Raw genomic sequence first — 14,222 nt, 5'->3', positions numbered from 1 at the left:
GCCCGCGCGGCATGTCATCGGCTGCATACTGCCACGGCGCTCCCGCAAGGGCAAGGCCCCCTTGCCTGCCCGCCCTCATCCCCTTATAGTGACGCTTTCCGTTCTTTCCGGGCGGAATATCTGTCACTTTTACCGGCCCATCCGGGGGACGAAAGCGGCGTTCCCGTTCGTCCGCTCCCGCAAGGGCAAGGAGCACCCATGTACGCCCTGCGCATCGACAGTACCGAAGCCGCCTTCAACCTCGCTCTTGAGGAAACGCTCTTCGACACCCTTTCACCGGAAAATCCCGGCATATTCCTCATCTGGCGCAACGCGCCATCCGTCATCGTGGGCTGCCATCAGAATACGGCCGAAGAGGTGGACGCCGCCTACTGCCGCGAACACGGCATTGCCGTGGTGCGCCGCCCCACCGGCGGGGGCGCGGTGTATCACGATCTCGGCAACGTCAACTTCTCCTTCCTCACCTGGGTGGAGAAAAACCGTCTGGCCGGTTTCGAAGAATTCATGCGCCCCATGGTGCAGGCGCTGCGCGACCTCGGGGTGGACGCCTCCTATACGAGCCGCAACGACATCACCGTGGACGGGCGCAAGGTGGCGGGCACGGCGCAGCGGCGCAAAGGGCAGAAAATGCTGCACCACGGCTGCCTCATGGTGGATGTGGATACGTCCGTTCTGGCCGGGGCGCTTGCTGCGGACCCGGAAAAATTCCAGTCCAAGGGCGTGGCCTCACACCGCGCCCGGGTGGCCAATCTGAAGGAATTTCTGCCCGCAGGACTTTCCCGCGAGGAGTGCATGAACATGGTCGTAAACGCCATGGCCGCCCGCTGCGCGCAGGAGGAACGCTCCCTCGCTCCCGGGCTTGCCGCAAAGGCCGAAGCTCTTGCCGACGCGCGCTACCGCAGCTGGGACTGGAACTGGGGGCACTCTCCCCGCTTTACGGAAAAACGCCGTCGCCGCTTTTCCTGGGGCAGACTGGAATGCCTCCTCGAAGTAAACGAAGGACGCATTACCGGCTGCCGTCTCTTCGGCGATTTCTTTGCCGCGGGCGACATCACGGAACTGGAAAAGCTCTTCATCGGTCTCCGCTCCGACGCGCCTTCCCTGCGCGCCGCGCTGGAGAACGTCCCCGTGGAAACATGGTTTTCCGGCGCGGAACACGATGAACTTGTGAACTTCCTCTGCGGGGAATGACGACCGCGCCGCGACACCGCACCCTTTACGGCGTTCCCGCAGAAGCGCTTTTTGCCCATTGCTCTGCGGGAACGCCGCCCGTGCGCGGCAACCGTGCAACGTGCGGGAACTAGACGGCATATTCGCGGTACACCGCTCCGCTTTCCACATTCTTCCACTGGAAAAGCCCCGCCTCCCAGGTCATGTAGCCGTGCGCGCTCCCCTGCTTGGGAAGAGAGACGGAACCCGGGTTCATGGCGACGAAGCCTTCATGGGGCGTACACACGGGCACATGGGTATGCCCGTACAGAAGTATGCTTCCCGCCGCAAAGGGAGGCGGCGTCTGTTCATTATAATGATGTCCGTGCGTGGCGTACACCGTCGTACCGTTCAGCAGAACTACGGCATATTCTGCCATGATGGGGAAATTCAACACCATCTGATCCACTTCCCCGTCGCAGTTGCCGCGCACGCAGAGCAGCTTTTCGCGCATGGCGTTGAACATCTCCAGCACCTTGCGCGGAGCATACTGCTCCGGCAGATCGTTGCGGGGACCGTGGTACAGCAGATCACCGAGAAGAAGCAGCGTGTCCGCGCCTTCCTTTTCAAAGCGTTCCAGAAGTCTCCCGCACCAGAGGGCGGAGCCGTGAATATCCGAAGCAATCATCAGCTTTTTCATGGTTTCTCCTTTGCGCCGAACATGCCAGATTTGCCCGCAAAGGTCGAGCGACCGGAAGAGGCGCCCCTTTGCCGGTTCGTCTGGACGACCGGATGTGAAAGGGAAAAATCTCCGTTCCTTCTCCCTTTCCGGGACGTCTTCCGCCTCCGCCCCCCTTTCCATCACCCGCCTGTCCGGCCGCAACCTTGTGGAACCGGATGCCGTGAGTCCCCGCCCTTCCCCGCGGGAAAAACGCATCCTCAGCACCACAGAAAAATCCCGGCGTACGCCCACCGCTGCTTTCCGGCGGCCCGGAACGGACATGCGTGTCTCTCCGGCAGAAATGAAGGCTCTCGTTCCGTCCGCCCTTGCGGGAATATCCCGCATCTTCTCGCCCTCCGCCCCGATGCCGCACAACCTGCCTTCTCTTTTCCCTGTTCGACTAAGTTTTTTTTCACATGGAGCTTTTTCTGAAAATACTCCTAACTTTTTGAAATAGAACATCTTTATTCCACAACAGCATTTCAGGTTCAAAAACGTGACATGTCTTCCGCCCTGCATATCGGAATATATTCCCCGGTGCGCCATGCTCGTGCAGGCCCGCCAACGATATGCTTTCACTTGTTCCCTTATGTTCATGCCCGACTTGCAGAGCCATGACGTTTCCGGGAAAAACACGCTCTCCGCCGTTTGTGCCGTTACGAACGACATCATCGAAAAAAAGGAAAAACAAAGCATAAAGTAAGGAATAATATGTGAAATAGGTGTTTTCGCCTCTTCTCATGACTGCTGTCTTGTTATATAAAAAAGACTAAATCTCAGGGGGAAGACATTGCGCAAAGTAACATATATCCTGACGGGTACGCTGCTGGTTCTGTCTGTAGGGGGATATCTGCTGCCGGAAACTCCCGAGCCTTTTCCCAACAGAATTCTCATGAAAAATGCCGCCGGCAATGTGGTGTTCGACCATAAGGTTCATGCCGAAGCCAGGGGCATAGAATGCATGAGCTGCCACCACGACGCGGCAGAACCCGGTCGGGCCGGGCAGAAGTGCAAGACCTGCCACGGTCTTGAATTCGGCTCCGAATTCCGGGGGCATTCCTACACCATGTCGTACGAAACCTGCGCGACCTGTCATCATATGACGCTGGCGCACAAAGACTGGGGACACGACACCCACGCGGCCATGCCCGGCGTGGAGTGCACCGCCTGTCATCACGGCCCGCAGATCGAGCCTGCGCCGCAGAACTGCGCCTCCTGCCACGACGCCAGGGTAGACATGGGCCCCATCCTTTCCCTGAAGCGCGCCGTGCATACCCGCTGCAAGAGCTGCCACGGCGACAGGTTCAGCCCCACCGGCATGAACAACTGCGCCACCTGCCACGAAACGCAGAGCTCGCGCGATACGCTGCAGAACGGCAAGGCTCCTCAGTCGGCGCTCATTCCCTGCGGAACCTGCCACAAGGTGGAACCCGCCAAGCTCGTGCCGAACGGCATGGCCGCCTACCACGGCCTGTGCATCACCTGTCACGAAAAGCAGGGCGGTCCTGTGGACAACTGCGCGCAATGCCATACGAAATAGCGACAAGGGGAAAACGATGAAGCAATATTTCCATATCATCAACGATCCGCGATTCCGCCTTGTCTACCATGAGCACAGGCATTTCGGAAACGGGCCCGCCCCCCGGAAGATACGCCTGAACAGGGAAGGCTTCACCATGGCGCCCGGCGTCAAGAAAAAAACCATGGTGTACCCCGGTATGCTGCTTGCCGAACACCCCAGCCTGGACAAAGGCGACCTGCACGCTCCCATGTACGGCATGATCACCGAGATCAACGCCCGCAGCGTGTTTGTGGAAGCCGTAGACCCCGAAAAGGTCGAACCCGGCACCTTCCCCGCTCCTCTGGAACCCGTGGACCTCATCCGTGAAGGCCGGGAGGGAGAGGATCTGGTGCTCGCCGTCAAGAAGATGGGCGTGAACACCCGTTCCCTGGGCCGCAGGGTGAAAACCCTCATCGTCAACGGCCTGAACCCCGAACCCGGCGTTCGCTGGGCGGAACCCATGCTCTCGGAACACGCCGCCGAGATACGCGCGGGGCTTGAACTTCAGCGCCGCTTCCGCCGTGCCGAAGAAATCATGCTGGCCGTGCCCGCAGGCTCTCAGGTCAGACTTTCCGGCATACGCACCGTGGAAGTGGACCCCATGTACCCCAACAGCGTGAACGAGCTCATGATCCGGGAAGTGACCGGAGAGGAGAATCCGCCGGACGTGGCGGCCGTGAGTCTGCACAATGTGTGGAGTCTGGGGCGCGTGGCGCTCACCGGTCTGCCGCTCATGGAAACGGTGATCACCATAGGCACGGCCAGGGAATGGGCGAACTACATCGTCAAGAACGGCAGCATCGTGGGAGAGCTGCTGGAATTTGCGGACATCTCCCTGAAAAGCGGCGACACCATCCTGCGCGGCGGCCCCCTGCGGGGCGAAAGTCTGGACAGGCTCGACCGGAGCATAACCAAGGGTTCCTACGGCTTTTTCGTGGTGAATGCGGGCGAAGTACCGCCCATCGAAGGCGACAGCCCCTGCATCAACTGCGGTGCGTGCATCCAGATATGCCCCACCCGCATCGATCCGCGCATGTTGAGCCGCTACGCCGAATTCGGCAGATACGACATGTCCCGGAAGGAAAATTTCCGTCTCTGCATCGACTGCGGACTCTGCGGCTATGTATGCATCGCTCGCCGCCCCGTGCTTCAGTACATACGCCTCGCCGTCAAGAAGCTTGATGAGGAAGAACGCCTTTCGCGCCTTACTCCCATCGAGCCCGTGGCCAAAGGCTAGACTTCACCCCCCCGCATCACGCGCGAGCATATCAGCGAGAAAAGCCATGAGCACTTCCAGCAACAACGATATTCTCCTTGCCATCAGTACGCCCCCCTTCTGGCACTGCGGGCGCACCATACGCAGAAACAGCTTCCACACCCTCCTCGCCCTGACTCCCGCCGTCATCATGAGCCTCATGCAATGGGGGCTTCCCGCAGCGCGCGTCATGGCTCTGGCCGTGCTTGCGGCCATGGGCACGGAGGCCGTCTGCCAGATTCTCATGAAGCAGAAGCTGAGTCAGGACAACGGCACCGCCGCCATCACCGGCCTTCTGCTCGCCTTCCTTCTGCCCGCTTCCGCGCCGTGGTGGCTCGTGGTCATCGGCGCCGCCTGCGCCATGGGCATAGGACGCATGGCCTTCGGCGGCTACGGAGCCAATCAGGTCAACGCCACGCTCGTGGGCTGGGCCATGATCTTCGTTTCCTTCCCCTCCCTCATGGACCCCACGGCCTCCCAGCTTCAGGCCACCCTCATCGACCCGCTTCTCAGACTGAAGTACTTCGGGGCGGAAGCTGCGGCGGACGTTTCCGTCTTCGATCTTCTGCTTGGAAACCAGCTCGGCGGCCTCGGCTCCTCGCAGGTCGGCGCACTGCTTTTCGGCGGCATCTATCTGGCGCTCCGCGGCGTCATCCGCTGGGAAATCGCGCTCTCCTTCCTGGGAGGCACCTTCCTTGCCGCCACATGCCTCCACCTTGCGGACGGCACGCTCTATGCCGGCCCCTTCTTCCACATGGGCACCGGTTCCACCGTGCTCGCCGCCTTCTTCCTCGCCACGGAAGATTCCTGCTCGCCGCACCGCCGCCTGCCCATGCTGCTCTACGGTCTGACGGGCGGCATACTCGTGGTGCTCATCCGTGCCTTCGGCAGCTATACCGACGGCGCGCCCTTCGCCGTCATGCTCATCAATCTGCTCGCCCCCATGTTTGCCCTCATAAGGTCGCATCCCTTCGGGACCAGGCCGCGGAAGGCAGGCTCGACCGACCGGAGGACCCGCGCATGAAAAGCATCCTTCAAATGATCGTTGTGCTGTCGGTGCTGTGCGGTATGGCAGGCTTCTGCCTCTCCTACCTGAAAATGACCACGGCCCCGCTGATTGAAAGCCAGGCCCTCACCTTCGTACAGGGGCCCGCCATTCTCGAAGTCTTCAAGAATGCCGAGAACTCCCCCATTGAAGACCGCAAGAGCTTCACCCTGGCCGACGGCCGCAGAGTCAACGTCTTTCCCTGCATGGAGGGCGGAAAGCTCACCGGCGTGGCCGTGGAACAGTTCGGCAGCGGCTACGGCGGCGATCTCGGCGTGGTGGTCGGCTTCCGCATTCAGGAAGACACTCTGGCAGGCATAGGCATCACCAGCATGAAGGAAACCGCAGGCGTGGGCACCCGCGTCAAGGAACCCTCCTTCCTCAAGCAGTTCCCCGGCAAGGCTCTCCCCGTCAAGCTGAGAAGCCAGGGCGGAGAAATCGACGCCATTTCCGGCGCAACGGTATCCTCCAACGGCGTCATCGGCGCCGTGGCCAAGGCCGTGGATGTCTATCAGGAACTCAAGCCGCTCCTTCTGGAGACGTGGAAATAACGGGGCCGCCATGAATCAATTCATTCAGGAACTGACCAAGGGTCTGTGGAAAGAGCTGCCTCCCTTCCGGCTGCTTCTGGGGCTGTGCCCCGTTCTCGCCGTCACCAAGAGCGCATCCAACGGCATAGGCATGGGCATGGCCGTGCTCTTCGTGCTCACCCTTTCCAACATGCTCATTTCCCTGGTGCGGAACATCATTCCCTCCAAGGTGCGCATCGCCTGCTTCATCACCATTTCCGCCACGCTGGTGGTGGCCGTGGAACTGCTCATGCAGGCCTACGCCTACCCGCTCTATCTCCAGCTCGGCATCTTCGTGCCGCTCATCGTGGTGAACTGCATCATTCTCGGCCGAGCGGAAGCCTTTGCCGCCAAGAACCCGGTTCACCTCGCCATCGCCGACGGGCTGGGCATGGGGCTCGGCTTCACCATGTCGCTCACCTTCCTCGGCTCCATCCGTGAAATTCTGGGAGCCGGAACCTGGTTCGGCCATCCCGTCATGTGGGAAGGCTTCCAGCCCTTCACCATCATGGTGGAAGCTCCCGGCGCCTTCCTCTGTCTGGGGCTTACCCTCGCGGCCATGAACTACGGCACACGCCGCCAGCTCATGAAGCGTAACCGCGAAGGCTCGGAAGAATCCGCCTCGCCCTGCGGCGGATGCCGCGCCTGCTCCATCGGCAAGAAGGACTGAACCCACGATGAGCCGTCCGCGTCCCGATGGGACAAAAAACGGCCGCGCAGAAGAGAAGGAGACCGCGGATGAGCGTCTTTGAAGTTTTTATTTCCGCCATATTCGTCAACAACATCGTTCTGGCCCAGAACCTCGGCAACTGCCCCTACCTCGGCTGCTCCAAGGAAAAGGGCGTGGCCCTCGGCATGGGCACATCCGTCATCTTCGTCACCGTCATGGCCACGCTGTGCACATGGCTGGTGCAGAAATACATCCTCATTCCCACCGGTCTGGAATATCTCCAGACGCTGGTCTTCATCCTCATCATCGCCTCGCTGGTGCAGTTCGTGGAAATGTTCCTCAAAAAGGCCATTCCTCCCCTCTACGCCTCGCTGGGCATATTCCTGCCGCTCATCACCACGAACTGCTGCGTTCTCGGCGTCACGCTTCTGGTACAGAGAGAACGGTACGATCTCGTGGAGGCGCTTCTCTACGCCTTCGCCACGGGCGCGGGTTTTCTGCTCGCCCTTCTGCTCATGGCCGGCGTACGCGAACGTCTGGAGACCTGCCGTGTGCCCAAGGCCATGGCGGGCACGCCCATCGCGCTCATCATGGCAGGAATCATGTCCCTTTCCTTCATGGCCTTCAAGGGCATGGTCTAGGCGTTTCTCCCGCCGAGGCACAGGCCCTCTTCCCTCCATTGCCAGCATAAGGACGTCGCTATGGTCGTTTCTTCCATACTCACGCTTACCGGGCTCGGCTTTGCCGCTGCCGCCATGCTTTCCGTCGCTTCCCGTGTGTTCGCCGTCCATGAAGATCCCAGGGTGGAAAAAGTCACCGGCACCCTGCCCGGCGCCAACTGCGGGGGCTGCGGCTACGCCGGTTGTGAAGGCTATGCCAACGCCGTGGTCAACGATCCCTCCATTCCGCCCAATCTCTGCGTGGTGGGCGGGGCGAAGGTTGCCTCGGCCATAGGCACGCTCACCGGCAAAATCACCACGGAAGTGGAACCTCTGTGCGCCTATCGCCGCTGCGACAAGAACGCAGGGCAGGTGGCCCAGCGCTTCGACTACAAGGGCATTCCCTCCTGTGCGGCCGCAGCCGCCCTGCATCACGGTTCCGACCAGTGCGGCTTCTCCTGCCTCGGCTTCGGCGACTGCGTGAAGGTATGCCTCACCGAAGGCCTGCGCATCGAAAACTACACCGTCATCGTCAACGAACAGATGTGCGTGGGCTGCGGCAAATGCGAAAAGGTATGCCCGAGAAACGTGCTTCAGCTCATTCCCAAAAGGGCGCGCGTAGCCATCACCTGCTCCACGCAGGACAAGCTGAAAGCCGTCATGGATGTATGCAAGGTCGGCTGCATACACTGCGGCAAATGCGTCAAGACCTGCCCGGCCAAAGCCGTCAGTATGGAAAACGACCGCATTCAGATCAACCACAAGCTCTGCCTGGAATACGGCGAATCCTGCGGTCAGGCCTGCGCCAAAGCCTGCCCTCGCGGCATTCTGCGCCTGCGCCCCGGAGCGCTCTGCTCCTCTTCGGAGGAAGAGACGCCGAAAGCCGTCTAGCATCTTCACCGCCGCACCCGTAACGCCGCCCTTTCACGAGGTACCCATGCTTACCCGCCGTTTTCTTCTCAAAGCCATGGCTGCTGCCGCAGCCATGTCCGCCCTGCCCCGCCCCCTTTCCGCTCTGGCCGCTGCCGCTCCCCTTACGGAAACGCGCCTCATGATGGGCACGTTTGTGACCATCCATACTTTCGGCGTATCCGAAAACCATGCCGCAGAAGCCATGGCCGGGGCATTCTCCCGCATGACGGATCTGGAAGCGACGCTCACCCGTTTCGACAGCGCCTCCCCTCTGGGACAGCTCAACTCGGCGGGTATTCTGCGCGACGCACCGCAGGAACTTCTGCATGTGGCAAACGCCGCTTCCCTCATGCACCGCACCACAGGCGGCGCCTTCGACCCCACCATTCTTTCCCTTCTGGAAATAATGGAGCGAAAGGCGGGCGCTGCGCTTGACCGCAGGGAAGCGGCGGAGGCCGCCGAGCTTATCGGCATGGAACATGTCCAGAGCTCGGGAAAAGCGCTGCGTTTTCTGAGAAGCGGCATGAAAATGAGTCTCGACGGCATCGCCAAAGGATACATTGCCGATGAAGGCGCACGCGCGCTGCTCGCCTCGGGCGTGAAGAACTTTCTCATCAATGCGGGCGGCGACATCGTGGCACGGGGAAGCAAGGCGGGGCGTCCCTGGCGCGTGGCGGTGGAAAACCCGGAAAAATATCAGGGAAAAAGCGACTATCCCGCCGTACGCAGCCTGCATGACGAGGCCATGGCGACTTCCGGCATCTACGAGAACATTCTCGACGCCGAAAAAAAGACCAACCATATCCTGAATCCCGCCACGGGCCGCTGCTCCACGCTTCCGGGAGCAAGCGTCGTCGCCTCCTCCGCCATGGAGGCGGACGCGCTGGCCACCGCTCTGTGTGTTCTTTCCCGTCCCGTGGATGTAGTGGAAAACATGACGGATGCCGCATGCCTCATCACGCTTCCGGGCGGAGGCATACAAAAATCCAGCCGCTGGGGCTGATATTGCCCGGCTTTCATGACGATGCAGCTCCCCGCCTCTCAAGAAGCGGGGGGCTTTTTTTTCACCCCATTCCGGCCGGAATTGCCGAAAAGGTTGAGACCATCCTTTGCATTTCTGAAAAGCGGTTGTCCGGCAGCCGTGCCAGGGACAAAAGAAACGATTCTCGCAGGTGACGAAAATCGGGACATGCGGCAGCTATGGGAAAAGAAACGGTTCTGGCATGAAACGCCCGCAAAGAGAACTCCAGCCATGGCAGAGAAATGCTTTGTCAGCGACTTTTCCCTGTGACTGCGGCAGGCAAAACAACGCTTGCCGGGACATGAGGCCTCCCTCGCTGCCGGGAACAACACCGGAGAGCGATTTCGCCTTTCGTGCATCGGAAGCCCGCTTGTGAAGCGCCGGTAACTGCAGGAAGATACCGGATCGTGCATGGGCCTGTTCTTGCACAGCTGATGCAAAAGCCTGAGGCTGACGAGGAAACGACCAGCCGTGCGGTAAGTTTCCCTATGCAAAATACGGAACAGTCCATGCCTGATGCACCGTTTCCTTCCCGGCAGGTTCGGCCGCAGCTCTTTTCCTCTGGAAGAATATCGCCCTTCCTGCCACGGCCTTCCGCTGCGCCTTCCTTTTCTCCGGCCTCTTTTTCTGTGAACGAAAGGAGGGAAAGCAGGCTTTTGCCTGCCTTGTTCCGCCGCCTTTTCCGACACTGGGAAAAAATATCCGCGTAAGGCAGGAAAGCCGTCCGCCTCTGAAAGAAATGCCGCGCCCTTCCCTTTTACGGAATGCCTTGCAGCGGGGCATCCCGCCGGGTGCAATCGGAAGGCGGCCGATGACCTCTTGCATCCGAGAGGTGCAGGCGTTTTTCTTTCCCCGCTCTTCTGCGCCTCAAGGTACGGCATAAAAAATCGGACTGCCTCATGCCGAAGGTTTCGACATGAAGCAGCCCGGTTCTTTCCCCGGCGGATATTCTGCATCGGCCGGAGACTGGGCTCTTCCGCACAGGACACGCGGAAGGAATGCCTCTAAAAATACCCTGGAGGAGAGTCGTCGACTTTTTTGCTGCCCCGTATGCGCTTCCGAACGAGGGATTGTTCCGAAGAACAGATCGGATACGCCATCATGCTCCGGTGTATGATTGCCGTGGAGTGAGGGATACGCATGGACCGCCCATACGCAAAGCCACAACTTCATACCGTGCGCTTTTCCACTCTCCTGCCTGAGGGATTCCCTTCAGACCGCCTGAAGAGAAAAACAGAAAAGACGGAATTCATGCCCCCCTGAGTGAGGGACCGTTCCCGGACCGCCCGGAAACGGAATCATGGAGGCTGCGCGAAGGAACAGGGAGCCGCTTCATCAGGCGGCGACCACCTCCCTTTGCTATTTCAACACGGCGCCGGTATTGGCGCTGCTTACGAGTCGGGCATACCGGGCAAGCCACCCGGTCTTGATGTTGGGTTCACGGGGAGTGAAGGCCGCCTTTCTGCGGGCGAGTTCTTCTTCGCTCACTTCCACATTGATGCTGGCGTTCGGGATATCGATACGGATGATATCGCCTTCCTGAATCAGCCCGATGGGACCGCCTTCGGCGGCTTCGGGAGAAACGTGGCCGATGGAGGCGCCGCGGCTTGCGCCGCTGAAGCGGCCGTCGGTAATGAGGGCCACGGTTCTGTCGAGCTTCATACCGGCAAGAGCGCTGGTGGGATTGAGCATTTCACGCATACCCGGGCCGCCCTTGGGGCCTTCGTAGCGGATGACCACCACGTCGCCTTCGCGGATTTCCCCGTTGTAGATGGCCTTGATGGCGTCGTCTTCACTGTCGAACACACGGGCGGGGCCGCTGTGCGTAAGCATTTCGGGAGCCACGGCGCTGCGCTTCACCACGCAGCCGTCGGGAGCGATGTTGCCCCAGAGAATCTGAAGACCGCCCGTAGGGCTGTACGGATCGGAAAGAGGACGTATGGCGCCGGTATTCTTGATGACCGCGCCCTTGATGTTTTCCGCAAGGGTCTTGCCGGTGGCGGTGATGAGGCTGGTGTCGATGTAGCCGCCCCTGGCAAGTTCGGCCTGCACCGCGGCAATGCCGCCCGCCGCATACAGATCCTGCATGTGGGTGGGGCCTGCGGGAGCGAGATGGCAGAGGTTGGGAACCTGCGCGCTCACTTCGTTGAACAGCGCAAGGTCGAAGGCCACGCCCGCTTCATGGGCAATGGCCAGGAGGTGAAGCACGGTATTGGTGCTGCAGCCGAGGGCCATGTCGCAGGCCAGGGCGTTGCGGATGGACTTTTCGTTGACGATGTCGCGGGGCTTGATGTCGCGCTTCAAAAGTTCCATGACGGCCATGCCGGCATGTTTGGCCAGCTGCATACGGCGGGCATGTACGGCGGGAATGGTGCCGTTGCCGGGCAGCGCTATGCCCACGGCCTCGCACAGGCAGTTCATGGAATTTGCGGTGTACATGCCAGCGCAGCTTCCGCAGCCGGGGCACACGCCGGTTTCGCACTCTTCAAGCTTCTCATCGTCGATAAGGCCGATCTTGCGGGCGCCCACGGCCTCGAACATCTTGGAAAGGCTCACTTCTTCGCCGTCGTACACACCGGCCATCATGGGGCCGCCGCTGCACACCACGGAAGGAATGTTCAGCCGGAGCGCGCCCATGAGCATACCGGGCACGATCTTGTCGCAGTTGGGCACCAGCACCAGGGCATCCAGCTGATGGGCCATGGCCATGGTTTCCACGCTGTCGGCGATGAGTTCGCGGCTGGCCAGCGAATACTTCATGCCGATATGCCCCATGGCGATGCCGTCACACACGCCGATGGCGGGAATGAGTATGGGGGTACCGCCGGCCATACGCACACCGGCCTTCACGGCTTCGGCAATCTTGTCCAGATGGGCGTGTCCGGGCACGATCTCACTGTGGGCGCTGATCACGCCGACCAGCGGACGATCGAGTTCTTCCTTGGTATAGCCCATGGCATAGAACAGGCTGCGGTTGGGCGCGCGTTCCACGCCCTGCGTGACATTCGCACTGCGAAGTTTCATGAAACCTCTCTCCTCTGTTCCCCTGAAAAGACAGAAAATCGCCGGGCGGCGGGGACCACCCGGCGAATCTTGCAAAGCGGGCCTACTTCTTGAGCCAGCTCATCATCTGACGCAGTTCGGCGCCGACCTTTTCCAGCTGATGTTCGGATTCCATGCGGCGGGTGGCAAGGAACTTGCCCTTGCGGCCGGCGGAGAATTCCTGCATGAACTCGGAAGCGAAGGTGCCGTCCTGGATTTCGCGAAGAACCTTCTTCATTTCCTTGCGGGTTTCTTCGGTGATGAGGCGCTTGCCGGTACGGTAGTCGCCGTATTCGGCAGTGTTGGAGATGGAGTAGCGCATGAAGCCGAAGCCGCCGTTGTTGATGAGGTCGACGATGAGCTTCATTTCGTGGATGGTTTCAAAGTAGGCCATTTCGGGAGCGTAGCCGGCTTCCACGAGGGTTTCGAAACCGGCCTTCATGAGTTCGGTCACGCCGCCGCAGAGCACGGCCTGTTCGCCGAAGAGGTCGGTTTCGGTTTCTTCACGATAGGTGGTTTCGAGGATGCCCGCACGACCGGCGCCGATACCGGCGGCATAGGCCAGAGCATAGTCCTTGGCACGGCCGCTGTAGTCCTGAGCAATGGCGATGAGGCTGGGCACGCCCTTGCCTTCCAGGTACTGGCTGCGCACGGTGTGGCCGGGGCCCTTGGGGGCGATCATGATCACGTCGATGTTGGCGGCGGGCTTCACGAAGCCGAAGTGGATGTTGAAGCCGTGCGCGAAGCAGAGCACGTCGCCTTCCTTCATGTTGGGAGCGACCTGGCTGTTGTAGATGTCGGCGGCGACTTCGTCGGGCACGAGCATCATCACCACGTCACCGGCCTTGGCGGCGGCTTCCACTTCCATGACGTTCAGACCGGCGGCTTCGGCCTTGGCCCAGCTGGCGCTGCCCTTGCGCAGGCCGACAACGACGTTCACGCCGCTTTCATGCAGGTTCTGGGCATGGGCGTGGCCCTGGCTGCCGTAACCGATGATGGCGACCGTCTTACCGTCGAGCATACCAAGGTTGCAGTCTGCATCATAGTACTTCTTGATCATGATAATTTCTCCGTTTCAATGAATATCTTCTGTTGAAGCAGCCTATTCCTGGCTGCTTTTCCACCAATCACTCTGTGATCCTCTCGGCATACCGATAATGCCGGACCGGCACATTTCCAGGATCTGATAGGGCGACATGACTTCCATGAAGCCTTCGATTTTGGAAGGCTTTCCGGTCAGCTGTACTACCATGCTACTCGAGGTGAGGTCAATAATTCTGGCCCGGTAAACCTCAACTATATCTTTAATGCGGGAAATGTTGGATTCCCCGAAGGCAAGACGCAGCATGATGGTTTCGCACAGCAGGCTCTCGTTGCGGGGAAGAATGGTGACGGACTTCACCTCTTCCATCTTGAGCGTCTGCTTCAGAATCTGATCAAGGATATGAGAGTCGCCTTCCGTCACAATGGTGATGATGGAAACGGAAGGATCGCTGGTCTGGGCGGCCGTGACGCTGGTCATGTTGAAGCGGCGGCGTGCGAAAAGGGAGGACACGCGGGCCATGACGTTGGCGTTGTTGTCCACCACGATGGAAAGCACATGTTTCGTCATTTTCTC

Annotated in this window: 14 protein-coding genes; 9 read left to right on the top strand and 5 right to left on the bottom strand. The window is 60.3% G+C overall.

Features of this window, described 5'->3' with window-relative positions:
* Positions 1-198: 198 nt before the first annotated feature.
* On the top strand, positions 199-1,191 hold the full coding sequence (locus CZ345_RS05685) for a lipoate--protein ligase (RefSeq protein ID WP_077072225.1): 993 nt from the start codon (positions 199-201) through the stop codon (positions 1,189-1,191).
* Between the two features lie 109 nt (positions 1,192-1,300).
* Here the strand turns inward: CZ345_RS05685 and yfcE are convergent, their stop codons facing one another.
* Positions 1,301-1,849 (bottom strand): phosphodiesterase, encoded by a 549-nt coding sequence (yfcE, locus tag CZ345_RS05680; RefSeq protein WP_077072224.1) that lies wholly within the window; start codon positions 1,847-1,849, stop codon positions 1,301-1,303.
* Between the two features lie 433 nt (positions 1,850-2,282).
* Positions 2,283-2,612 carry a hypothetical protein gene (locus tag CZ345_RS16540; protein ID WP_144277257.1) on the bottom strand — a complete coding sequence of 110 codons (330 nt, stop codon included), beginning with the start codon at positions 2,610-2,612 and terminating at the stop codon, positions 2,283-2,285.
* Positions 2,613-2,660: 48 nt separating this feature from the next.
* On the opposite strand from CZ345_RS16540, the gene CZ345_RS05665 reads away from it, so the two are divergent.
* The 8 genes from CZ345_RS05665 to CZ345_RS05630 all read left to right on the top strand — a co-directional run bounded on the left by CZ345_RS05665 (position 2,661) and on the right by CZ345_RS05630 (position 9,544).
* Positions 2,661-3,410 carry a cytochrome c3 family protein gene (locus CZ345_RS05665; protein WP_077072221.1) on the top strand — a complete coding sequence of 250 codons (750 nt, stop codon included), beginning with the start codon at positions 2,661-2,663 and terminating at the stop codon, positions 3,408-3,410.
* A 16-nt stretch (positions 3,411-3,426) separates the two neighbouring features.
* Complete coding sequence (locus tag CZ345_RS05660) at positions 3,427-4,668, top strand: 4Fe-4S dicluster domain-containing protein (RefSeq protein WP_077072220.1); 1,242 nt, start codon at positions 3,427-3,429, stop codon at positions 4,666-4,668.
* A gap of 46 nt (positions 4,669-4,714) precedes the next feature.
* The gene (locus tag CZ345_RS05655) at positions 4,715-5,710 is read left to right on the top strand and encodes an RnfABCDGE type electron transport complex subunit D (protein WP_077072219.1); all 996 of its coding nucleotides are present in this window, start codon (positions 4,715-4,717) and stop codon (positions 5,708-5,710) included.
* Positions 5,707-6,282 carry an RnfABCDGE type electron transport complex subunit G gene (rnfG, locus tag CZ345_RS05650; RefSeq protein ID WP_077072218.1) on the top strand — a complete coding sequence of 192 codons (576 nt, stop codon included), beginning with the start codon at positions 5,707-5,709 and terminating at the stop codon, positions 6,280-6,282. Before CZ345_RS05655 ends, rnfG begins: the two co-directional genes overlap by 4 nt.
* Before the next feature lie 10 nt (positions 6,283-6,292).
* Positions 6,293-6,970: an electron transport complex subunit RsxE gene (gene rsxE, locus CZ345_RS05645; RefSeq protein ID WP_077072217.1), complete on the top strand. Its 678-nt coding sequence runs from the start codon at positions 6,293-6,295 to the stop codon at positions 6,968-6,970.
* 68 nt (positions 6,971-7,038) lie between these two features.
* Entirely contained in the window at positions 7,039-7,611 is a 573-nt protein-coding gene (locus tag CZ345_RS05640; protein WP_077072216.1) for an electron transport complex protein RnfA, read from the top strand.
* 60 nt (positions 7,612-7,671) lie between these two features.
* Positions 7,672-8,520 (top strand): RnfABCDGE type electron transport complex subunit B, encoded by an 849-nt coding sequence (gene rnfB / locus CZ345_RS05635; RefSeq protein WP_077072215.1) that lies wholly within the window; start codon positions 7,672-7,674, stop codon positions 8,518-8,520.
* A gap of 46 nt (positions 8,521-8,566) precedes the next feature.
* The gene (locus CZ345_RS05630) at positions 8,567-9,544 is read left to right on the top strand and encodes an FAD:protein FMN transferase (RefSeq protein ID WP_077072214.1); all 978 of its coding nucleotides are present in this window, start codon (positions 8,567-8,569) and stop codon (positions 9,542-9,544) included.
* A gap of 1,377 nt (positions 9,545-10,921) precedes the next feature.
* On the opposite strand, the gene ilvD is transcribed toward CZ345_RS05630, so the two are convergent.
* The 3 genes from ilvD to ilvN form a co-directional block, all read right to left on the bottom strand.
* Entirely contained in the window at positions 10,922-12,586 is a 1,665-nt protein-coding gene (ilvD, locus tag CZ345_RS05625) for a dihydroxy-acid dehydratase (RefSeq protein ID WP_077072213.1), read from the bottom strand.
* A gap of 82 nt (positions 12,587-12,668) precedes the next feature.
* Complete coding sequence (gene ilvC / locus CZ345_RS05620; RefSeq protein WP_204224260.1) at positions 12,669-13,661, bottom strand: ketol-acid reductoisomerase; 993 nt, start codon at positions 13,659-13,661, stop codon at positions 12,669-12,671.
* 45 nt (positions 13,662-13,706) lie between these two features.
* Entirely contained in the window at positions 13,707-14,216 is a 510-nt protein-coding gene (gene ilvN, locus CZ345_RS05615; RefSeq protein ID WP_077072211.1) for an acetolactate synthase small subunit, read from the bottom strand.
* Between the last annotated feature and the right edge of the window lie 6 nt (positions 14,217-14,222).

The sequence above is a fragment of the Mailhella massiliensis genome, from assembly GCF_900155525.1.
GTDB lineage: Bacteria > Desulfobacterota > Desulfovibrionia > Desulfovibrionales > Desulfovibrionaceae > Mailhella > Mailhella massiliensis.
Note: the sequence above shows the minus strand (reverse complement) of the source record. Positions and strands in the feature narration are given on the sequence as shown.